This window comes from Paenibacillus sp. DMB5 (assembly GCF_001517085.1).
GTDB lineage: Bacteria > Bacillota > Bacilli > Paenibacillales > Paenibacillaceae > Paenibacillus_AQ.
The window spans coordinates 1-20,394 of sequence record NZ_LRAC01000031.1 but is presented as its reverse complement, the minus strand read 5'-3'; the positions used below and the strand labels follow the sequence as shown (position 1 = coordinate 20,394).

General features: G+C 56.5%; 20 protein-coding genes. 16 read left to right on the top strand and 4 right to left on the bottom strand.

Annotated features, from left to right (window positions below):
- The first annotated feature begins 28 nt into the window (after positions 1 to 28).
- The 3 genes from AWJ19_RS06180 (at position 29) to AWJ19_RS06170 (ending at position 2,921) form a co-directional block, all read left to right on the top strand.
- Positions 29 to 745 carry a metal-dependent hydrolase gene (locus tag AWJ19_RS06180; RefSeq protein WP_068722174.1) on the top strand — a complete coding sequence of 239 codons (717 nt, stop codon included), beginning with the start codon at positions 29 to 31 and terminating at the stop codon, positions 743 to 745.
- A gap of 197 nt (positions 746 to 942) precedes the next feature.
- A complete protein-coding gene (locus tag AWJ19_RS06175) occupies positions 943 to 1,893 on the top strand; it encodes an ABC transporter ATP-binding protein (RefSeq protein ID WP_068722173.1) in 951 nt (316 codons plus the stop codon).
- Positions 1,890 to 2,921, top strand: coding sequence for an ABC transporter permease (locus AWJ19_RS06170; protein ID WP_068722172.1), 1,032 nt, complete (start codon positions 1,890 to 1,892; stop codon positions 2,919 to 2,921). The genes AWJ19_RS06175 and AWJ19_RS06170 overlap by 4 nt, the downstream gene beginning before the upstream one ends.
- Positions 2,922 to 3,129: 208 nt before the next feature.
- Here the strand turns inward: AWJ19_RS06170 and AWJ19_RS06165 are convergent, their stop codons facing one another.
- On the bottom strand, positions 3,130 to 4,131 hold the full coding sequence (locus AWJ19_RS06165; RefSeq protein WP_068722171.1) for a lipoate--protein ligase: 1,002 nt from the start codon (positions 4,129 to 4,131) through the stop codon (positions 3,130 to 3,132).
- A gap of 267 nt (positions 4,132 to 4,398) precedes the next feature.
- Between AWJ19_RS06165 and cobD the strand changes: the two genes are divergently transcribed.
- From cobD to AWJ19_RS06145, 4 genes are all read left to right on the top strand, one after another.
- Positions 4,399 to 5,499, top strand: a complete 1,101-nt coding sequence (gene cobD / locus AWJ19_RS06160; protein WP_068722170.1) for a threonine-phosphate decarboxylase CobD — start codon at positions 4,399 to 4,401, stop codon at positions 5,497 to 5,499.
- A 675-nt stretch (positions 5,500 to 6,174) separates the two neighbouring features.
- On the top strand, positions 6,175 to 6,870 hold the full coding sequence (locus tag AWJ19_RS37515) for an adenosylcobinamide amidohydrolase (RefSeq protein ID WP_347231086.1): 696 nt from the start codon (positions 6,175 to 6,177) through the stop codon (positions 6,868 to 6,870).
- Between the two features lie 171 nt (positions 6,871 to 7,041).
- Positions 7,042 to 8,001, top strand: coding sequence for an adenosylcobinamide-phosphate synthase CbiB (cbiB, locus tag AWJ19_RS06150; RefSeq protein WP_068722169.1), 960 nt, complete (start codon positions 7,042 to 7,044; stop codon positions 7,999 to 8,001).
- Between the two features lie 7 nt (positions 8,002 to 8,008).
- Entirely contained in the window at positions 8,009 to 8,749 is a 741-nt protein-coding gene (locus AWJ19_RS06145) for a histidine phosphatase family protein (RefSeq protein ID WP_082707727.1), read from the top strand.
- Between the two features lie 84 nt (positions 8,750 to 8,833).
- Here the strand turns inward: AWJ19_RS06145 and AWJ19_RS06140 are convergent, their stop codons facing one another.
- On the bottom strand, positions 8,834 to 9,508 hold the full coding sequence (locus AWJ19_RS06140) for a sialate O-acetylesterase (protein ID WP_068722168.1): 675 nt from the start codon (positions 9,506 to 9,508) through the stop codon (positions 8,834 to 8,836).
- A gap of 265 nt (positions 9,509 to 9,773) precedes the next feature.
- Between AWJ19_RS06140 and AWJ19_RS06135 the strand changes: the two genes are divergently transcribed.
- A complete protein-coding gene (locus tag AWJ19_RS06135) occupies positions 9,774 to 10,802 on the top strand; it encodes a glycoside hydrolase family 88 protein (RefSeq protein ID WP_068722167.1) in 1,029 nt (342 codons plus the stop codon).
- Between the two features lie 562 nt (positions 10,803 to 11,364).
- Here the strand turns inward: AWJ19_RS06135 and AWJ19_RS06130 are convergent.
- Positions 11,365 to 12,861: a glycoside hydrolase family 2 TIM barrel-domain containing protein gene (locus AWJ19_RS06130; protein ID WP_241781622.1), complete on the bottom strand. Its 1,497-nt coding sequence runs from the start codon at positions 12,859 to 12,861 to the stop codon at positions 11,365 to 11,367.
- Positions 12,831 to 13,073, bottom strand: a complete 243-nt coding sequence (locus AWJ19_RS36300; RefSeq protein ID WP_241781621.1) for a hypothetical protein — start codon at positions 13,071 to 13,073, stop codon at positions 12,831 to 12,833. Before AWJ19_RS36300 ends, AWJ19_RS06130 begins: the two co-directional genes overlap by 31 nt.
- Before the next feature lie 152 nt (positions 13,074 to 13,225).
- On the opposite strand from AWJ19_RS36300, the gene AWJ19_RS34595 reads away from it, so the two are divergent.
- The 8 genes from AWJ19_RS34595 to AWJ19_RS06090 all read left to right on the top strand — a co-directional run.
- A complete protein-coding gene (locus AWJ19_RS34595) occupies positions 13,226 to 13,411 on the top strand; it encodes a hypothetical protein (protein WP_128083516.1) in 186 nt (61 codons plus the stop codon).
- Positions 13,405 to 14,067 (top strand): AraC family transcriptional regulator, encoded by a 663-nt coding sequence (locus tag AWJ19_RS36295; RefSeq protein WP_241781620.1) that lies wholly within the window; start codon positions 13,405 to 13,407, stop codon positions 14,065 to 14,067. The genes AWJ19_RS34595 and AWJ19_RS36295 overlap by 7 nt, the downstream gene beginning before the upstream one ends.
- Positions 14,068 to 14,165: 98 nt before the next feature.
- Positions 14,166 to 15,623: a PLP-dependent aminotransferase family protein gene (locus AWJ19_RS06115; protein ID WP_068722256.1), complete on the top strand. Its 1,458-nt coding sequence runs from the start codon at positions 14,166 to 14,168 to the stop codon at positions 15,621 to 15,623.
- A gap of 21 nt (positions 15,624 to 15,644) precedes the next feature.
- Entirely contained in the window at positions 15,645 to 16,631 is a 987-nt protein-coding gene (locus AWJ19_RS06110) for a D-alanine--D-alanine ligase (RefSeq protein WP_082707725.1), read from the top strand.
- On the top strand, positions 16,624 to 17,811 hold the full coding sequence (locus tag AWJ19_RS06105; RefSeq protein WP_068722165.1) for an aminotransferase class I/II-fold pyridoxal phosphate-dependent enzyme: 1,188 nt from the start codon (positions 16,624 to 16,626) through the stop codon (positions 17,809 to 17,811). Before AWJ19_RS06110 ends, AWJ19_RS06105 begins: the two co-directional genes overlap by 8 nt.
- A 363-nt stretch (positions 17,812 to 18,174) precedes the next feature.
- Positions 18,175 to 19,236, top strand: a complete 1,062-nt coding sequence (gene cobT / locus AWJ19_RS06100) for a nicotinate-nucleotide--dimethylbenzimidazole phosphoribosyltransferase (RefSeq protein ID WP_068722164.1) — start codon at positions 18,175 to 18,177, stop codon at positions 19,234 to 19,236.
- Complete coding sequence (gene cobU, locus AWJ19_RS06095) at positions 19,233 to 19,781, top strand: bifunctional adenosylcobinamide kinase/adenosylcobinamide-phosphate guanylyltransferase (protein ID WP_068722163.1); 549 nt, start codon at positions 19,233 to 19,235, stop codon at positions 19,779 to 19,781. Before cobT ends, cobU begins: the two co-directional genes overlap by 4 nt.
- A partial coding sequence (locus AWJ19_RS06090; protein ID WP_068722162.1) for an adenosylcobinamide-GDP ribazoletransferase occupies positions 19,778 to 20,394 on the top strand: 617 nt, incomplete at its 3' end. The genes cobU and AWJ19_RS06090, both read left to right, overlap by 4 nt.

Below are 20,394 nucleotides of genomic sequence, written 5' to 3'. Positions count from 1 at the left end.
GACATCCTAGAAAGGGGCGGTTTCAAAGATGATGGGCAAATCCCATTTTATTATCAGCACCGGGATTACGCTCTCTGTGATGAATCTGCTCGGTTACGAAATCACGGTTCCGGCAGTTGCTGTAGCGGCGGTCAGCTCCCTGCTGCCCGATATTGATGAGCCGAATTCGCTGCTGGTACGCAGTGCTGTACCGGAACCTATGTTGAGGCTGCTGCAGGTGGCGTTGATCGGCGCGGCGATATATCTTTATTTTGCCGGCATCGCTGAACCGCCATGGCATATCGTGCTGGCGCTGCTCGTGGGTAGTGTATCGTTCCTTCCGGGCAGAAGGCTGCGGCAGCTGGTTATGCTGCTAATCGCTCTGGCGCTGTTTGCATTCGCCGACGATTATGATCCGTGGAACTACATCGCCGCCTGCATACTCGTGGTAGCTTCTGTTGTTCCGCACCGGGGAATCACGCATACCCTGTATGCGGTAGCCGGCTGGGGGGCGCTGCTGTACTTTGTCTCCCTCGGCATGAATGACGGCGGCAGCCTGTGGATTGCCGGAGGCCTGTCGTATGCGCTGCATCTGCTGGCCGACTCGCTGACCCAGCGCGGGATTACCCCGCTGCCGCCGCTGCCCTTCAAGCTTCGTCTGAAGCTGATGAGCACCGGCACGAAGAAGGGCAGCGGAGTGGAGAAGGTGTGCATTGTGCTCACACTGCTGCTGGTTGTCTATGTGTTCGTTATTACCCCCTCCTAAACGGAGGGAGCCCGGAAGGGCATGATAAGGCTCTCCGCTGTCTGCAGCGGAGGGCCTTTTTTTGCGTTGGTAGGCAGGCTGTGGCAAAGAGAAGGCAGCCACCATGGACAATGAGCGGTAGCTCACTGCATCCCCCCGAAAGCTCTGATAAATTGGTTGTAGTACCATTTTGAAATAAATGGAATATGAGGTGCTGCATGGAGAATGAGGCGGTTCTGGCGGTAACGGGTCTGAGCAAGCAGTATGGGACGGTGCCCGCCGTAGACAACATAAGCTTCACAGTCCACAAACGGGAAGTGTTCGGCCTGCTGGGGCCTAACGGAGCAGGCAAAACAACCACGATCAGAATGCTGTGTGGCCTGCTCAAGGCAGATTCCGGCCGGATTTCGGTCAATGGTATACCAATGACTTCAGGCAGTTATGAGCGGATTAAGCCGTTGATCGGATTATGTCCGCAGGAGATTGTCATCTGGGAGCTGCTGACCTGTCTGGAGCAGTTGCGTTTCGCAGGCATCGCCTACGGACTCTCGTCCAGAGCAGCCAGCAGACGGGCAGAAATACTGCTGCACGCAATGGGTCTGTGGGACAAAAGAAACAGGCTGGGCCGGACGCTCTCCGGAGGGATGCAGCGGAGACTGAATATCGCGCTCGCAATAGTCCACGATCCGCAGCTGATCATTCTGGATGAGCCGCAGGCGGGACTGGACCCGCAGAGCAGAATTCTGGTGCGCGACTTCATCCGGGGGCTGGCCCGGGATAAAACGGTAATCCTTACTACCCATGACATGGATGAAGCTGACAGGCTGTCGGACAGGGTAGCCATTATCGATCACGGACAAATAGTGCTGATGGACAGCCCTGCCAGGCTTAAGGCCAAAGCGGGCACGGGAGAGCTTTTGCAGCTCCGGGTGGATGGAATCAGCAGGGAGCTTGCCGAGAGGGTTCTGCAGACAATGCCGCCGGAATGTACAGAAAAAACCTACACCGACGGACTGTTCCTCCTTGGGGGAGGCAGCGTTCTTGAATGGGTTCCAAAGGTGCAGCAGCTGCTCAGGGCTCACCAAATTCAGACTCTGGATATGACAATCCGCAAACGGACGCTTGAGGATGCATTTATTGCATTGACAGGAAGGGGGCTGCGGGAATGAAGCTTGCGGCAGCGGTTAACAAATCCGTCAGGGAGAGTATCCGGGACTGGAAAATGCTCGCGATGGTGCTGCTGTTCTCGCCGTTTTTTCTGCTGCTAATGTCCTTTTTTTACGGGGGAGATGCTGTTGTTTATAAGCTTGGCGTTCTGAATCTGGATGCGGGGCGTGCGTCGGTTCAGCTTATAAGCAGTCTGGAGCAGATGGAGGGGCAGGCAGGCGTGTCTCCGGTATTTAATATAAGAAGCTTCCAGGACGGGGATGAGCTGCAGGCCAAGGTAAAAGAAAAGGAAATCGACATCGGCCTGGTCATTCCGGAGGACTATTCAGCGGCACTTGCGTCTAAGGCTAAAGGAAGGAAGGTCAGCGAGATACAGGCGCAGGTAAGCTTTTACGGGAGTATGGGGAATGTGAGGTATCCTGTTGCAGCAGTCTGGGCGGCCGGGCAGGTGAACAGGCAGGGAATGAATGCAGCCGAAATCACGCTTCCGGCCGTTATACAGGAAACTTTTGTTGAGAAAAAGCAGCCCGTGAATGAGTTCGAAAGCTACGTCCCTGGACTGATCTCCCTTGCTGTGCTAATGGTTCTGTTCACGGCTTCAGCCTCCATTGTGAAGGAAAATGACAATAAAACACTGCTTAGACTCAAGCTCAGCCGGCTTGGCGCTTTTAACTTTCTGGGCGGAATCTGCATTACCCAGGCGGCAGTTGCCTCCGGTGCGGTTGTTTTGTCATATTGGACGGCACTCGGATTGGGGTATGAACCGGTAGGGCATTTTGGCGCTATTCTGGCTGTCGGGGTGCTGTCGAGTATCGCTATGGTTGCTGTGAGCCTGATTGTGGCCAGCTTTTTGAACACGGTATTTGATGTGCTGACGGTCGGCTGTTTTCCGTTTTTTATCCTGATGTTTTTTTCGGGCAGCCTGTTTCCCCTTCCGGAGCTGAATCTCATTACTGTACACGGGCGCGCTTTTGGAATGACAGATCTGCTCCGCTTACGCATACTGCCAGTGCCTTTAATCAAATTCTGAATGATGGAGCAGGACTGCCGGATGTGGGATGGGAGCTTATTATGATCACCTTGCTCACACTGGTTTATTTTGCGGCAGGGCTCCTGCTGTACCGGAAACGCAGACTTTCCAAGGCGTGAGCGAATTCTGTTAAAAAAACCAGCCAACCCCGGGGTCCCGGAATTGGCTGGTTCTATTTTACCTGCGAATAAAACAAAGGCCGAGACAGCTATTCCTCCAGGAATACCAGTCCGATGAAGTCCTCCGGCTCAATCCGTCCGAAATAATGCTTCAGATCAAGCCCGGACAGCGCCTCTCTGACCTCAGCATTCTCGTAACGCTTGCCGCGCAGTGCATTTTCTACATCCGCTACGTCACCTACGCCGAAGAAATCTCCGTAGATTTTGATATCTTTAATGTAGGAGTCTTCAATATCCATGCGGATATCGACCAGACCGGCCGGGAATTTGCGGGTGTGCTTCACATTGCTCTTCGGCGACAGGCCGTAGTTCCAGTCCCAGTTCTGGTAGTGTTCCTTGGAGATTTCGTTAATGCGGACCCAGTCGTCCATCGTCAGCTTGTACTGCGGAACCTCGGAAGGCTCCATGCCGAAGATCGAGCGCAGCAGCCCGTCGCGGAACTCCTCGATTGTCATGTCTGTACCAAGCAAGTCCTTGATGTTGGCAACCCGGCTGCGCACGGACTTGGTGCTCTTGGATTTGAACTTCTCCGGATTTACGTTCAGGGAGGCTTGTACATCATCAAGGTTTAGGTCGAACATCAGGGTGCCATGGCTGAACATGCGTCCGCGGGTGGAGAACTGGGCGTTGCCGGAGATTTTTTGCTCACCGACCTGGAGGTCGTTGCGTCCGCTCAGCTCAGCGTTGACTCCCATGGACTGGAGATAGTCGATAACCGGCTGGGTGAATTTGAGGAAGTTGTGGAACGACTCGCCGTCATCCTTGGTAATGAAGCTGAAATTCAGGTTGCCGAGGTCATGGTACACCGCTCCGCCGCCGGAGAGCCGGCGTACGACCTGGATATTGTTTTCTTTTACATATTCCTGATTAATCTCTTCAATTGTATTCTGGTGCTTGCCGATGATGATGGACGGGCTGTTGATATAAAAGAGCAGGTAGCTGTCGTCCATCGGGAGGTTTTTGAGCGCGAACTCCTCAATGGCCAGGTTGATCGAAGCGTCTGTAATGCCGGTGTTATCAATAAAGAGCATAGTATATTCCTCCGCCTGTACATGGTTAACTACTGCATTTATTCTAAACTAAAAGCCCGCATTTCACAAAATAGAAAGTGTATATCAGTTTATTAGGCGATGTTGAGCGGATTGGGAGCTGGTAGGGGGCCAAAAGCGGGAGCGATTTGTGCGTGCCGGTTACGTTGGCAAAATAGTCCTACATCCATCATTGACGCGCTTCTGCGCTAAAGGCAATAATGGGGGCTATGGGTAACACAATACGAGACAAACAGAGGGAGTGTAACGATGCTTGAAAAATATGGCCACGGCGGTGATCTGCTGACGGCAGCGGAGCTTTACGGGGGAGGCGACGGGGGCAGGGACAGCGCCTTTCTTGACTTTAGCGCTAATATTAATCCGCTTGGCCCGCCGCCTGCCGTGCTGGAGCTGCTGCGGGATGCTGCGGCTGCCGTGACGGCGTATCCCGATCCGGGGCACCGCCGGTTAAAAGCGCTGCTGGCCGCGGACCTGGGCGTCAGCACGGAATGGATTACTGTGGGCAACGGGGCGGCGGAGTCGATGGCGCTGCTGCTGCTGGCTGTTGCCCCGCGCCGGGTGGGGATCGTCGAGCCCTGCTTCTCCGAGTACCGCCAGCTGGCTGAGCAATTCGGTGCGGAGGTGCTCTCTGTACAGGGGACCAGGGAGCAGGAGTACCGGGCGGATGCGGATAGAATCGCCGGACTGCTGGAGCAGGTCGATCTGCTGTTCCTCGGCCAGCCGAACAACCCCAACGGCGTCCAGTATGCGCTGGACGACCTGCGGCTCCTGGCCCGCAAGGCAGAGGCCTGCGGGACCTTGCTTGCCGTGGATGAAGCGTTCATCGACTTCATCCCGGAGGAGCGGCGGCAATCGCTGTTGCCGGAGCTGGCCGGGTTCCGTCATACGGTGCTGATCCGCTCGATGACGAAGTTTTTTGCCATTCCGGGGCTGCGGCTGGGCTTCACGATAGCAGCCCCGGAGCTTGCCGCGAGGATGAGCGGCAAGCAGGTGACCTGGAGCGTAAACGGCCTGGCGCAGCTGGCCGGGGAAGCGTGCCTGCGCAGCGGGCGCGGGTACGCCGCGCGCACGCGTGGACTGATCGCAGCAGAGCGTGAGCTGCTGCGGGCGGGATTGCGGCGGCTCGGCTGCAGCGTGCCGCCGGGCGAAGCGAACTTCCTGCTGGCGGAGCTGCCGGAAGGGTGGACAGCTGCGGCCGCGCAGGAGCAGCTTGGCCGCCGGGGCATCCTCGTGCGCAGCTGCGCGATGTACCCGGGCCTGGCCGCCGGGCATATCCGCGTGGCCGTTAAGGGGCCAGAGGACAACGCCCGGCTGCTGCGGGAGCTGGAGGCGGTTTTGGCGGGGGAATAAGTTTTGCGGCGGCTGGATGCTGCAAGGCTAGTGAATTAATGCTGCTGGATGATGCTGACTCTGCTTGATGCTACTGATACTGTTTGCTGTTGAATGATGCTGAGTGCTACTTTGTACTGTTAAATGCTACTGGATACTACTAGATGCTGCGAGTGTTATGGTATGCATGAGTACCCATCTGTAGGGATAAAGGCATCCAGGCTGATTAGGCGGTTGCGGTACACAGTTTGGTAGAAGGCAGGCAACTTCTAGGGGTGAAATGGACTCTGCTGAGCACTTTAATTAAACTAAGTGGAAATTCGTCATCTATTTCGAGTCTAACTGTTGTCAGGAAGAAACTAGATGGAAAAAGGTCACTTAATTCCACCGATTTTGCCCATAAAGAGGATTTCGGGCTGAAATAGGTGATGATTTTCCAACTAATCATTGAAATTGCGGAGAAATGAAGGAATTAGGTGTCAAAAATCCAACTAAATGTTTGAGGCAGCGAAGGTGAAAAAGACATGACATAGATAGCTTCGTTTCGTGAGCGGAATACTTGATAGAGAGAGCAGCATTGAAATAGCAGACTTTAAGTAGAGCAAGTAAAGCCAATAAAACAAATAAGGTAAATAGAATGTGCAGGTAAAGTACCCTAAAATAAAGGTATAAGTAAACGTAAAGGGCGTGATTAGTATGGCAGAAGTAAAGACTCCCTTTGAGCTTGAGGGCGGATCGCGATCGTATTCTTCCAGCGTCTGGCCGGGGCTGGTGCTGGAATGGAAAGAGGAGCACCTGCTGCTGGAGTTTCCGGCTGAGGCTGACAGTATCTCCAGTGCAGTGTACGGCGGAGGAATGGGCCATTTGAAGCGGGCTGTGAACCAATATGTGAGCCGTGACTATGAGTGCAGCAATCCGGTGCGCGATATGGAGAATAAACTGACAGAGTGGGGTTATCCGCTGGAGGGCTGCGCAGGTCTGATGACGGCAGTTCCGCTGGAGCATGCTGCGGTTGCCGAAGAGGATACTGGCTCGGCGGGAATCTTTTGCTGCGTGACTGCAGCTGCGGGCAATGCGGCCCGTGCGGGGGTGGAACGGAGTGTGCTGAAGGCTTACCGCCCGGGAACGATCAATATTATGCTTGGCATAGACGGGCTCCTGACTCCGCCGGCGATGGTGAACGCCGTGATTACGGCAACCGAAGCCAAGGCCGCTGCTCTGGCAGATCTCGGCATCACCGATCCAGAGAACGGGCTGACCGCCACAGGCAGACGACAGATGCAATCGTGCTGGCAGTCAGCGGAAGCCGCCGTTACGGGGCGGAGCATGTGTATGCCGGTACAGCTACTGATCTTGGCGGCGCGATTGGCAGGCTGGTGTATGCAGCGGTAACGGGCAGCCTCCGCTCGGTGCATGCCGTGCAGGAGCAGACAAGGAAGAATACCGAATGAGCATTTCTCTGCGCCGGATGATTAATAACCGGCAAATGGACGCTGCTTTGAACCGGACCGAGCGGGCTCGGCAAATAAGCACTGCCCCAGGCCGGCCATGGAGGAATTGCCCATGACAGTTGCAATCCTGCTGCTTGCAGCGTATGTACTGGACCGCCTTATCGGCGATCCCCGCAGCCTGCCCCACCCGGTTGTACTCATGGGAAAAGCAATTAGCGCGCTGGAGCGGGCAATCCGCCGTTTTGTCCGTAATCCGCGCAGCCTGAAACGTGCCGGTGTCCTGCTGCCGCTGCTGATAGCCGGGAGCAGCTGGCTGATAACAGCCGTGCTGCTCTGGCTGCTGGCGCAGATCTCGCTTTGGCTGGCGTTGGCGGCCGAAGCCTGGCTGATCTCTACAACCATTGCTTCCAGGGGGCTGAAGGATGCCGGGATGGCCGTCTATGCAGAGCTTAAGAAGGGTGATCTTCCGGCAGCAAGGCAGGCGCTTGGCATGATTGTCGGCCGTGATACGACTCAGCTGGATAGTCCGGAAATTGTGCGCGGTACGGTGGAGACGGTTGCCGAGAATATTGTGGATGCAATCATCTCTCCGCTGCTGTACGCGCTGCTTGGCGGTGCGCCGCTTGCTATGGCTTACCGTGCCGTTAACACACTGGATTCCATGGTCGGCTATAAGAATGATAAATACATCCATCTCGGCTGGGCCTCTGCACGCCTTGACGATGTGGCGAATTACATACCGGCGCGCATCACTGCACTGCTCTTAACCCTCTGTGCATGGCTGCTGCGGCTGGACTGGCGCAGATGCTGGCAGATGGTGCGGCGTGATGCCCGTCTGCATCCCAGTCCCAACAGCGGCTACCCCGAATCGGCAGTGGCCGGAGCGCTGGGCATCCGCCTGGGCGGGGTGAACGTCTATCACGGCGTAGCCTCGTTTCGTGCTTATATGGGCGAGCCTCTGCGCAGTATGGAGCCGGATGATATTATTATAACTTCCCGGCTGATGCTGCTCTCGTCAACTATATTTGTAATCCTATGCGCAGCAGCAGCCTTCTTATGGTTTGGAGGATAAGCAGAACATGGAGGATCAGGAACAGAGAAAGAGAAACGAATTGGAAAAAGGCCAGACTGGCAGTATGGCTGAATTGGATCCGGTCCGGATGATATCCAGCAGTCCGGCAGAACCGGACGCGGCTTCAACAGCCAGCCCGTGTCCTATAGAACTCGTACTATTTCGCCATGGACACACCAAATGGAATAAGGAGCGCCGCTATCTCGGGAGCAGCGACCTGCCCCTGCTTCCTGAGGAACGGGACGGGCTGGCTGCACACAGGGAGCTGCCGGAACTAACCGGAGACTTCTGGCGGGTATACTGCAGTGATCTGCTGCGCTGCCGGGAGACTTTGGCCGCGGCAGCGCCATCACTGGCAGCCCGGGCCGTGTATGACCCGCGTCTGCGGGAGATGTCCTTCGGGGAATGGGAGGGCTGCACTTATGAGCAGCTTAGCGATAATCCGCTGTACAGAAGCTGGATTGATGATCCGGCGGTGTTTACACCGCCGGGTGGGGAAGCCTGGGCAGCCTTTGCAGCCCGGCTGGAGCAGTTCCTGACAGACCTGCTGCAGGAGGCCCGGCTCTCAACAATCTGCTGCACGGACCCCATACAACAGAAACAGAATGAGCGGCAGAAGCTGCGCGTGCTGATTGTCACGCACGGCGGCGTAATCCGCCAATTGCTGGCCAAGACACAGCCGGGCGTCACGTTCCGCAACGCGATCGCTCCCCCTCCGGGAACGGCAGCGGTAATTCAGGTGCAGTAGACCTGCTCGCACAAACGGCTCCGCCATCCTGTTTAGGAAGGCGGAGCGTTTGTTTATTTTCTAATCCAGTGTCTTATTGCATAGTTAGCCAACCCTCAGCCATACGCCGGCCGAGTTCTTTTGCCGAGGCAGCGTCATAATGCAGATAATCCCCTTTATGGGTAAGTCCAGCCGAATCTGCCAGAAAGAACTTGTCAAAAACCGTAGCAGCGGACTCCAGCGCCCCGTTAATCTGGCCCGTATACGGATATTCTTCCGGCCGATGAATCCGCCCAATTTTGCCGCAATAAAAGGAACCTCCTCTGCAGCCAGCTCCTGCCGCAGGCCTTGGATCAGACTGAATAACCGGTCTTTGTAGACCGCCGCATCAGCCTCCAGCTCGGAGTCGCTCTCCCCCTGGGCCCACAGGATGCCGCTTAGCTGACCGCTCTCCAAAGCCAGCCAAGCCCGGGAAACCGCCCGCTCATACAGATCCCCGCCGGGTATCCAGCGCCCGATTTTGGTTCCGCCGACTGCACAGGGAATCAGCCCTATCTTTTCACCGTTCAGGGTACCGAGAACTGTCCGTGCGAACGCCAGTCCCGGGCCCACACCGACCAGCTCCGGCTTGTCATTATGTACCGGCTCTTTTGCGTTCAGCCAGACCCCGTTGTCGTCCAGCTTATATATATTTTTCTCAGGCTCCGCGTTAATGTCCGGCCCCTCAAGTGGTCCTCTGCCTGCCATATTGGATTGTCCGATTAACAAGAATAAGCGCATGCTGCAACACCCCTGTTTATTTTTTCCACAGCTCTCAATTTCAAAAAGGATACTAGCACAGATAGTTTAGAATGACAATGACCAGGGATACGTGAGTCGGAAAGCGGATACATCCGCAGAAAAAAGCTCGAATCTTACAAATGAAGCTTATTTTTTTCCATTCCAGTGCCCGGGCGGAGCATGATACGATTCAGGCAATGAGAGATTTGAAGAGGGGACCGTGTAATAACGGCAGTACATAAACAACAGGGAGGCTTTTTGTACAATGAAGCTGGACTTATCTAATCTTGATCTGAAAAAGGTTACAGACAGCGTAGTCAATTACACCCTCGGCATGGATCTGACCTGGAACTGGCCTTGCGGGGTTGCTTATTACGGAGTCAGCCGGGCTTTTGAAGTCACGGGGGAGCAAAGCTATCTGGAGCGGATGGCCGGCTGGTGTGCAGAGTACATTGAGGCGGGACTGCCGGCTGAGTGGACGGTCAATACCTGTGCAATGGGGCATATGCTGCTCACGCTCTACGAACAGACCAAGGAGCAGAAGTATCTTGATCTGATTGTCAGTAAGCTGGACTATCTGCAGAACCGGGCTCTGCGTTTTGGTGACCGGGTGCTTCAGCATACGGTTTCGGCCAAAAATGATTTTCCGGAGCAGGCCTGGGCCGACACGCTGTTCATGGCAGCCTATTTCGAATTGCGTGCAGGGGTGCTGCTTGGGGAGAAAAAGTGGATCGACGACGCACTCCACCAGTTCTTCTGGCATATTAACTACCTGCAGGATGAAACTACCAGCCTGTGGTATCACGGATACAATCACATTGAGCAGAATCACATGTCAGGCCTCTACTGGGCACGCGCCAACGCCTGGGCAGCCTATACCATGTCCAGAGTTGGTAAAATCCTGCCGGAAGCCTACCTGTATCCGCCGTATATGCACATTTCCAGCTCACTCCGCGACCAGCTCGCTGCCATCAAAAAGCTGCAGAAGCCTGACGGCCTCTGGAGCACTGTGCTCGACCATACGGAGGCGTATGGCGAGGTGTCAGCTACGGCGGGCATCGCCGCTGCCATGGTCATGCAGGGAAATCCGCTGCACGGAAAGTATGTCAACCGGGCGCTGCAGGGCCTGCTGGATAATATTGCCGGCAACGGCCGTGTGCTGAATGTGTCCGGCGGAACGGCAGTAATGAACGATCTGGCCGGCTATCTGGGCATCGACCGGAAGTGGGCGCAGGGCTGGGGACAGGGGCTGGCGCTTGCCTTCCTCTGTGCGGTGATTGAGCTGGGGCGGTAAGTGGGAAGGGCAGGCCCGGTTAGCGTCTGTATCCTGCCCGCAAAAAGTTAGGTGAAGCAAATGTGGGATTCGTTAGGTAACTAATCGTCAAAAAGCCAGGCGGAGCAGCGGCATTCTTCATAGGTAATATCGCTAAAGGTCCGGCAGAACAGTGCTGCTCCTTTATTAAGTAACTATATGCAAAAAACAGGCCAACCGGTATTGCTCCTTGGATTGGGGGCGCTGGTTCGCCTGTTTTAATTGCGACTTCGGCCCCGCTAACGGACCCGGGAGGCGTTATTTGCTGGATTTCGCGAGTATTTCTGATCTAACGGAATCAGCAGCCGCTATTTGCCGCCAAATGGACCCGGAGACGCGATTCGGCAGCAAATAAGGTCATTTGAGTCCGTTACATTGGGCCGTGGGGTGAATTGGCGAAGATAACGTCATCTGAGTCCGTTAGCCTGTTTGTAAGGTTAAAAAAAGCCCATGCCGTCAGGCATGGGCTTTCAACCATCAACCATCAACCATCAACCATCAACCATCAACCATCAACCATCAACCACCAACCACCAACCAATCCTCAGTCAGTCCACGACTGATAAATCCGCCGCACCTCGCGGAACGACTGCTTGGGTTTGCGGTATTCGTTGACGAGGCCCTTGTTGTTGAAGCCGCGGGCCCGGTCGCGGAAGTTCCGGCTGCTGCTCTTCAGGTCGCCGCGGATGTCGGCGAACTGCCAGATGTACGTGCCGCCGATCTTCGGATCAGCGCGGAAGATGTTCAGCGCTTCGGTCACGATATGCGCCTGATAGTCCTCGCTGAACAGCCGCGGCTCCCAGCCGACGTCCCCGAACAGTCCGGCACCGCCGAACTCGGTCATCAGCACTGGCGTGTCGCCCGCTCCCAGCTGCTCCGCCCGCTCATGGAACTGCTCCAGCATGCCCTTGAAGCCGCTGACCTCGCCTTCGTACCAGCCAAAATATTTATTGATGCCGATCACATCAAACAGCGGCAGCAGAATGTCCTCCAGCGGATGCATGGTCGCATAGGTGACAAGCCGTGAGGTATCCAGCTTCCGCACAAGTCCGATCAGTGCTTCTGTGAATGCATAGGCTTCCTGCGTGCGGGTATCGATCTCGTTGTGCACAGACCAGAACACCACGCTCGGATGATGATAATGCGTCCCGATCATCTCTTCAATCATGGTCAGGGCGCGGTCCCGGAACAGCGGCTCGCTGACGGTCTCATTCGGCAGAAAGCAGCCCCAGATCGGAATCTCGCTCCAGAATACAAGCCCGTTCTCATCGAGCAGGTCGAGCCAATAGGAGCTTTGCGGATAATGGGAGCCCCGGACGGTGTTGCAGCCCAGCTCCAGAATAATATCCAGCTCCTTATGCATCAGCTTCGGCGGGAAGGCAAAGCCCCATTCCGGATGCTCCTCATGCCGGTTCACACCCTTCAGATAGACCGGGGCGCCGTTGATCAGAATCCGGTGGTCCTTGGTCTCAATCGTGCGGAAGCCGATCCGCTCAATTTTGTCGTCATGCGCAGTCCGCAGCTGGAACGTATACAATTCCGGCTTGCCGACATTCCATAGACGTACGTCCGTCAGCTGCAGCTTGATTACATGTTTTAATACTTGACCAGCTTCAACCTGCACATCCTCCGCGTGCAGCTCCTGCCCGCCTTCACTGAGCACCAGCCTGGTCGCCAGCGCATCCGTCAGCAAAGAACGCAACTGCACCTGAACAGACACCTCTGCCTCTGCACCCTGCAGCTCATAATCAATCTTCAGCTGTTCGATATAGAGATCCGGCAAAAACTGCAGCTCCACCGAGCGGATGATACCGCCGTAATGGAACCAGTCCACCTGCTCCGTCGGAATAGTGAAGCGGTCCAGCGTGCTGTCCGTGCGAATAATCAGCTCATGCTCTCCTGCAGCCAGGGACTGCACAAGGAACTCAAACGGCGTAAAGCCGCCGTAGTGGTAGCCGAGATGCTGCCCGTCCAGATAAACATCGGAGTGGCCCTGCACCGCGTGGAAAATCAGCCGAACATGCTGCTCACTGGCCAGCACGATTTTTTGCGGTACCAGCCGGCGCCCTCATATTCATACATTCCCAGCTCGTTGTTCCAGCAGGAAGGAACGTAAAGGGTCTGTGGAGAATGTGGAAAACGCTCAAACCATTTCTCCTCAAGGCCAACATTTAAAGGATCTTTTGCGAAATCCCAAGGCCCGTCCAGTAGCTTTATTACGCGGATATTATGCTGACGAAAAGTTCTTAACAAGTGTGTGCGCCTCCCCGTTATTGTGCGATGGCATTGTCTTTTACAGGCATCGTGTTAGTATGGATAGTATCATTTACCACTGTGGCATTGAATAGAAAAAAACAATAATGTCTTGTATAAATCGCGCCAGCAGCAGCAAAGGAGAGACTGTCTTGGAAGAGAATGCCTATAACCTGAATGAACTTAGCGTGCATATTCATTTTGTGCTGGATAAAGTGACTTTTCCGGGCTGGGAGGACATCCGCAACATGGTCAATGTGCATAGCCTGTACTGGATTCATGAGGGGAGGGGATTTTTCGGACCAATGTGGAGCATAAGGTGCAGGCAGGGATGCTAGCTTATCTGAAGCCCGGCCTCAAAATGTCCATGCGTTCCGAAATGGAAGCCCCGCTGCGCATCACGATGCTGCTGTTCGATTGTGCGGAGCTCGGCTATGATGCGGTCTGGAGGAACGTCCGGCCCATAGAGACACTGCGGCTTCCTTTTCTGAGCCAGTATAGCCCCGGGCAGGCTGAGGAGATCGGCGCTATGTTCCGGGAGATTAACCAGGAGTGGCTGCCGGGGCAGACTGCCGGGACGGCCGTTCCCCGCGCCAAAACACAGATTCTGCTCCATAAGCTGCACCAGAGCGTCCGGGCGGATTGGAATCTGATGGAGTCGGGGGCTTTTGCCGCTTTTGAGCAGATTAAGAGCAAGCTTGAGAATGCTTACATGGATCATCACCGGATCGAGAAGTTGGCGGAGGAGTACGGCATTTCGGCCTCGTACCTGCGCAAACTTTTCCTGAAATATACCGGCATGGGGCCGAAGGAATATCATATGCACATCCAGAACCAGCAGGCCTGCCGCTACCTGACGTTTACGGATTATCCGGTGAGGGAAATTGCCAAGCTGTGCGGCTTCTATGAGGAATACCATTTCAGCAAAATGTTCAAGCAGCTGAACGGCGTATCGCCGACAGCCTACCGGAGCAGCCAGCGGACCGGGCAGTAACAGACAAGAGGAACCACAGGCGGGGGAAAATGCCGGGTCTGTGGTTCTTTTTTTACGGAAAAGATTATGCCATGATAGCTACAGGGGGCGACTTACGGATGTTTAATGATTTCACGCTCATTGCCGGACGGCCGGTGTATGTGCAGGTTAAGGATTATATGAAAAGCCTCATTCTGAGGGGTGCCCTCCAGGGGGAGCAGAAGCTGCCCTCTACCCGGGAACTGAGCCTGCTGCTCAAGGTCAGCCGCAACTCCGTGATCTCCGCCTATATGGCGCTAGAGGATGATGGGTTTGCTTATACGGTGCAGGGGCAGGGGAGTTATGTCAGTAACGCGGCCCTCCCGGAGAATACAGCAGCGCCCGTCTGGAATGTGGACTGGAAAAGCCGCCTGAACAGCAGGGCGCTGCTGGCCGAAGAGCTGGATATTATGAAACGCGGCATCCGCGCGGGGAAGGACACGATTTCTTTTACCAGTATCGCACCTGATGAAAGCCTGTTCGATCTGGATAATGTAAAACGCGCCTTTCTGGAGCGGATGTCTGTAGAAGGCAATGTGCTGCTGAACTATGGTTATGCCAAGGGGTATAAGCCTTTGATAGATTATTTGAAGCAATATATGGAGCATAAGGGCGTAGACATGCGCGGCAAGGACCTGCTGATTACGAACGGGTTCACGGAAGGTTTTGATATTGTGCTGTCAGCGCTGGGGCAGCGGCACGGGAAGGTGCTCTGCGAGAATCCGACCCATCATACGGCGCTCAAAAACCTGCGGCTGAACGGCTTCGGCATCCGTGGAGTCGCCATGGAGCGTGACGGCATCCATCTCGGTGAGCTGAAGCAGGCGCTGGAGGAAGGGATGTATGACTGTGCTTACCTCGTGCCGTCCTACCACAATCCGACCGGAATCGTCATGTCTCCTGAAAAAAGGCTGGGCGTGATGAAGCTGATGGCCGACTACGGTGTGCCGGTGATTGAGGACGGGTTCAACGAGGAGCTGCGCTATTCCGGCTCGCATGTGGCTCCGCTGATCGCGGCGGCCGGGGGCGGCAACAGTGTGATTTATCTGGGGAGCTTTTCCAAGGTGCTGTTCCCGGGGCTTAGAGTAGGCTGGGTGCTGGCGGACCAGGAGCTGATCTACTATCTGGAAAGTGTCAAAAGAGCACGCAGCATCCACACCTCCACGCTCGACCAGTCCATACTGTATCAATATTTGCTCGGCGGGAATTTGGAGAAGTATCTCAAACGGGCCAGAACGGAATATAAGCGTAAATATGAGCTGACGATGGCATGCTGTAAGGAGTTTTTGCCTGACTGCAAGGTGAGCGGGGACGGGGGATTGCATCTGTTCGTCACGTTTCAGGGGGGCTTCAGTACGAGAGAGCTGCTGGCGGCGTGCCGGGAGCAGGGGGTTATTTTTACGGTGGGGGATATGTTCTTTACAGACGGAACAGGACAGAACACGCTGCGGCTGGGCTTTTCCAGGGTGGCGGATGACGATATACGCAGGGGAATCGGGATTATCGGCAGGACAGCACGGCAACTACTACTCGGATGAGATGAAAAGGGGAATGGGGATATGTTAAAAGTAGGCGTAATTATGGGCGGAGTGTCCTCTGAATACGAAGTGTCGCTGAATACCGGTAAAGAGATGATGAAGCATCTGGACCGGAGCAAATATGAGGCGGTGCCGGTTGTGATTGAGGAGCGCGGACAGCTGGTTGATGCGGTAAAAGGGCTGGATTTCGCGCTGCTGGCGCTCCACGGCGCCTACGGTGAGGACGGAACGGTCCAGGGAACGCTGGAAACGCTCGGTATCCCCTACTCCGGAAGCGGTGTGCTGGCGAGCAGCCTGTGCATGGATAAGCATCTGTCCAAAACCATTCTCCGCAGCAAAGGCGTGCTGACCCCAAATTGGCTGTGCTGGGAGAGCATGGAGGACTATTCAGAGGAAGCTGTGGGACAGCTGGGCTACCCGGTTATGGTAAAGCCCAATTCCGGCGGCTCCAGCATCGGCATGTCCAAGGTGGATAACGCTGAGGGGCTGCGTGTGGCGGTGGAAAAAGCTTTTGCCGAGGATCGTGCGATCCTGATCGAGGCCTTCACCGAAGGGCAGGAGATTACCTGCGCTATCCTCGGCGGGGAGCTGCTGCCGGTGGTCGGCATTCAGTCGCTGGGGGCAGAATGGTTCGATTACAGCGCCAAATACGAGCAAGGCGGGGCAGATGAGCAGGTTATCCAGCTGTCACTGGGCACACATGAACGGGTGCGGACGGCGGCGTTCGCCTGCTATAAGGCGCTGAAGTGCTCTGTCTACGCCAGAGTGGATATGCTGCTGCAAAAGGGCGTGCCTTACGTGCTTGAGGTAAACACGCTGCCGGGCATGACAGAAACGAGCCTGCTTCCGCGCAGCTCCGCTGCTGCCGGGTATACGTTCAGCGGCTTGCTGGATGCGATTATTGAGGGCTCGCTGCGGGAACGGGGCTATTATACGGAAGCCGAGGCGGCCGGAGCACACGCGGCAACGGAGGAAGTAGGCATACGGGAGGTGACCAGCCATGTTTAATGAGCAGGTGTCTCCGTACACGCAGGGGTGGATTGCCCCGCGTGTGCGGGAAATTGCGCCTTCGGGCATCCGCGCTTTTTTTGATCTTACAGCAGGTAACAACGATATTATATCACTTGGTGTTGGGGAGCCTGACTTTAAAACGCCGGAGCATATCCGGGCTGCCTGCATCCGTGCGCTGGAACGCGGCGAGACCACATATACGCCCAACAGCGGGCTTCCCGAGCTGCGGGAGGAGATTGCAGGTTACCTGCGTAATAGCTTCGGACTGAGCTATCAGGCTGCTGATGAGGTGATCGTTACTGTAGGCAGCAGCGAAGCGCTGGACCTGGCGCTGCGTGCGTTCACTGCTCCGGGTGACGAAATTATTATCCCTTCGCCCAGCTACATCGCTTATTCGCCGATTGCCCATCTGAACGGGGGTACGCTGGTCGAGGTGGAGACTAAGGCGGAGCAGGGCTTTAAGCTGACGGCTGAAGCTCTGGAAAAGGTGATCACACCGCGCTCCAAGCTGCTCGTGCTGAACTTCCCCAGCAATCCTACCGGGGCGGTGATGTCTTATGAAGATTGGCTGCCGATTGCTGAACTGGTGAAGCAGCATAACCTGCTGGTGCTGTCAGATGAAATCTATGCCGAGCTGACCTATGAGAGCCGGCATGTCAGCATCGCCTCGCTTCCCGGGATGCAGGAGCGGACGATCCTGATCAGCGGCTTCTCCAAGGCGTTCGCCATGACCGGCTGGCGCGTCGGCTACGCCTGCGGCAGCCGCGAGCTGCTGGCAGCGATGCTGAAGATCCATCAGTACACCGCGATGTGCGCACCGGTGCTGGGTCAGATTGCTGCACTGGAATCGCTGCGCAGCGGTCTGGCTGACAAGGACCGGATGAAGGAGGTCTTCCGGCAGCGCAGAACGCTGTTCGTCCAGGGCCTGCGGACCATTGGCCTGGACTGCCGCGAGCCGGAAGGGGCGTTCTACGCCTTCCCGTCGATTGCCCGCACCGGAATGCGGTCGGAGGAATTTGCACTGAGGCTGCTGCAGGAAGCAGGGGTTGCAGCTGTTCCAGGGCATGTGTTCGGAAGCGGCGGCGAAGGGCATATCCGCTGCTCCTATGCAGCTTCCACAGCTAAGCTGACTGAGGCGCTGGAGCGGATGGAAGGCTTCATGAAGGTAAAAATGTAATTGTAAGATCATGACGTATCCCCTATAATCCTTGAAGAAAAGGGGACATGGCAATAAGGCGTGTGCTTAAGCTGCAGTGTAGTGGCGTTAGGCAGGAGCCCCCTTCTCCGGAGGGGGATTTTTTGCGTGGAACGGGCGGCGGATAGAAGTTGCCGGGCCTGGGGCTGTTCCAAACGCAGCAGTAAGGGCTGTACGGTCCGTTAGGACGATGGCTCGTTTGGCGTCAGTACGGTGGCGGGCAGTGAGCAGTAACGGATGAATGGTGGGCTGTATGTGAGGAGTATACGGTAAGCGGTAAACGGCAATCGGCTTAGGGGCATTATGAGGTGAGAGGCAGATTCATAATACATAGGAGGAATAAGAATGCATACAGCAATTGACCAAGTAATCAACAGAATCACACCGGCCGATCAGGAAGCGGTCCGGCGGGCGGAGCAACGGCTGGACATTTTGACCAAGCCGCCCGGAAGCCTCGGACGGCTGGAGGAGCTGGCGGTACGGCTGGCAGGTATTTCCGGTACGGAGCAGCCGGCTTACGGCAAGCGGACAGTAGTGGTGATGGCTGCCGACCACGGGGTATGCAGTGAAGGAGTCAGTGCTTTTCCGCAGGAGGTTACTGTGCAGATGGCGTACAATTTCCTCGGCGGCGGAGCAGGGGTGAATGTGCTGGCCCGGCAGGCCGGAGCAGAGGTCAAGCTGGTTGACATCGGGATAGCCGGGGACGTCAGCCATCCTGAGCTGATCGCACGTAAAGTGCGCTTCGGCAGCGGCAATATGGCGCAAGGTCCGGCGATGAGCCGCGAGGAAGCGCTGCAGGCTATTGCGGCCGGGATCAGCGTCGCTGAGGAAGCTGTAAAGGGCGGAACCGAGATCTTTATTACCGGCGAAATGGGGATCGGAAATACAACAGCCAGCGCTGCGGTTCTTTGTGCGCTGGAAGGCATCCCGGCTGAAACGGCTGTAGGCCGCGGTACCGGCATTGACGATGAGCGGCTGCGTCACAAAATTGCCGTTGTAGAACGTGCGCTGAAGCTGAATGCACCTGATCCCGGGGATGGAATTGATGTGCTGTCCAAGGTTGGCGGACTTGAGATCGCCGGTCTGGCCGGACTCATACTGGGGGCGGCAGCGGCCAGGGTTCCAGTGGTGCTCGACGGCTTCATCTCCGGAGCGGCGGCGCTTGTTGCCAAGGCGCTTGCCCCGGAATCCGTTAATTACATGATCGCTTCCCATATCTCCGGCGAGCAGGGGCACAAGCTGATGCTGGAGCGGCTGGGACTTACAGCGCTGCTTGATCTTGGGCTGCGTCTTGGGGAAGGGACAGGAGGCGTGCTCTGCCTCCACCTGATTGAAGCAGCCAGCCGCATTATGCGCGAGATGGCCACCTTCGAAAGCGCGGGGGTCTCGGGAGCGGAGAGCCGATGAGCATTCTTGTAACAGGCGGTGCGCGCAGCGGCAAAAGCGGCTTTGCCGAGCGGCTGACGCTGTCACTGGCAGAGCAGGCAGTGTATGTGGCGACCGCACAGGCATTTGATGATGAGATGAAGGCGCGGATTGCCCTGCACCGGCGGCAGCGCGGGGAAAACGGCGGACAATGGGAGACGCTGGAGGAGCCGCATGAACTGTCCGGAGTGCTTGACCGCCTCTCGGGAGGCAAAGCGGTGCTGGTGGATTGCCTGACGCTCTGGCTGTCGAATGTGCTGCTGGCTGTTGAAAGTGAGCCGGACAGGCAGGAACGGGTGGAGCAGGAGATCGCCCGACTAGAGGATAGCGTGTCGTCCTTCCAAGGGACACTGGTCCTTGTAACGAATGAAGTTGGTGACGGAATCGTACCGGAGTATGCGCTCGGACGGCTGTACCGGGATCTGGCCGGCAGGATGAATGCCAGACTGGCTGCACGTTGTCAGCAGGTCTTTCTGGTCACCGCCGGCATTCCGATAGAGCTCAAGAGCAGGGAGTACAAGCTGTGAGCGCGCGGAGGGATGCCGCTGCCGCTTTTCAGTTTCTGTCCCGCTTTCCGGTTAGGGACGGCGGGGACTTCTCGCCGGAGCTGCTGCGGCGAAGTGTGGTCTATTACCCGCTGGTCGGCGCAGCCATCGGACTTAGCGCAGCGGCCGGAGCAGCGGCTGCTGCCTGGCTGCTGCCGGACTGGCCCGCTGCTGTCATCACCCTCATCCTGTGGGTGGGGCTGACCGGCGGCCTGCACCTGGACGGCTGGATGGACAGCGCGGATGCGCTGCTCAGCTACCGCTCAAGGGAGCGGATGCTGGAGATCATGAAGGACAGCCGCGTGGGGGCCATGGGCGTGCTGGCCTGCGTGCTGCTGCTGCTGCTGAAGGCAGCGCTCCTGGCAGCCTTTATCGGGGGCAGCCGTTACTACGAGCTGCCGCTGCTCCTGCTGCCGCCGGTGTGGAGCCGCTGGTACATGGTGCGGGCAATGGCCCGCTTCCCCATGGCCCGCGGCAATGAAGGTCTGGCAGCGAGCTTCGCCGCGCTGCCGGTCCGCCAGGAGCGGCGCGCCATGCTGCTCGCCGCTCTGCTGACGCTTCCCGCAGCCGCAGCACCTCTGGTGCTCGGCGCGGG

Excerpts from the sequence above, each read along its gene's own strand:
- AWJ19_RS06175 (WP_068722173.1), top strand. The coding sequence starts at position 943 with ATGGAGAATGAGGCGGTTCTGGCGGTAACGGGTCTGAGCAAGCAGTAT.
- cbiB (WP_068722169.1), top strand. The coding sequence starts at position 7,042 with ATGACAGTTGCAATCCTGCTGCTTGCAGCGTATGTACTGGACCGCCTT.
- AWJ19_RS06110 (WP_082707725.1), top strand. The coding sequence starts at position 15,645 with ATGTTAAAAGTAGGCGTAATTATGGGCGGAGTGTCCTCTGAATACGAA.
- AWJ19_RS06145 (WP_082707727.1), top strand. The coding sequence starts at position 8,009 with ATGGAGGATCAGGAACAGAGAAAGAGAAACGAATTGGAAAAAGGCCAG.
- AWJ19_RS06140 (WP_068722168.1), bottom strand. The coding sequence starts at position 9,508 with ATGCGCTTATTCTTGTTAATCGGACAATCCAATATGGCAGGCAGAGGA.
- AWJ19_RS06115 (WP_068722256.1), top strand. The coding sequence starts at position 14,166 with ATGTTTAATGATTTCACGCTCATTGCCGGACGGCCGGTGTATGTGCAG.
- AWJ19_RS06165 (WP_068722171.1), bottom strand. The coding sequence starts at position 4,131 with ATGCTCTTTATTGATAACACCGGCATTACAGACGCTTCGATCAACCTG.
- AWJ19_RS06170 (WP_068722172.1), top strand. The coding sequence starts at position 1,890 with ATGAAGCTTGCGGCAGCGGTTAACAAATCCGTCAGGGAGAGTATCCGG.
- AWJ19_RS06105 (WP_068722165.1), top strand. The coding sequence starts at position 16,624 with ATGTTTAATGAGCAGGTGTCTCCGTACACGCAGGGGTGGATTGCCCCG.
- cobU (WP_068722163.1), top strand. The coding sequence starts at position 19,233 with ATGAGCATTCTTGTAACAGGCGGTGCGCGCAGCGGCAAAAGCGGCTTT.
- AWJ19_RS06135 (WP_068722167.1), top strand. The coding sequence starts at position 9,774 with ATGAAGCTGGACTTATCTAATCTTGATCTGAAAAAGGTTACAGACAGC.
- AWJ19_RS36295 (WP_241781620.1), top strand. The coding sequence starts at position 13,405 with ATGCTAGCTTATCTGAAGCCCGGCCTCAAAATGTCCATGCGTTCCGAA.
- cobT (WP_068722164.1), top strand. The coding sequence starts at position 18,175 with ATGCATACAGCAATTGACCAAGTAATCAACAGAATCACACCGGCCGAT.
- AWJ19_RS06180 (WP_068722174.1), top strand. The coding sequence starts at position 29 with ATGATGGGCAAATCCCATTTTATTATCAGCACCGGGATTACGCTCTCT.
- AWJ19_RS37515 (WP_347231086.1), top strand. The coding sequence starts at position 6,175 with ATGGCAGAAGTAAAGACTCCCTTTGAGCTTGAGGGCGGATCGCGATCG.
- cobD (WP_068722170.1), top strand. The coding sequence starts at position 4,399 with ATGCTTGAAAAATATGGCCACGGCGGTGATCTGCTGACGGCAGCGGAG.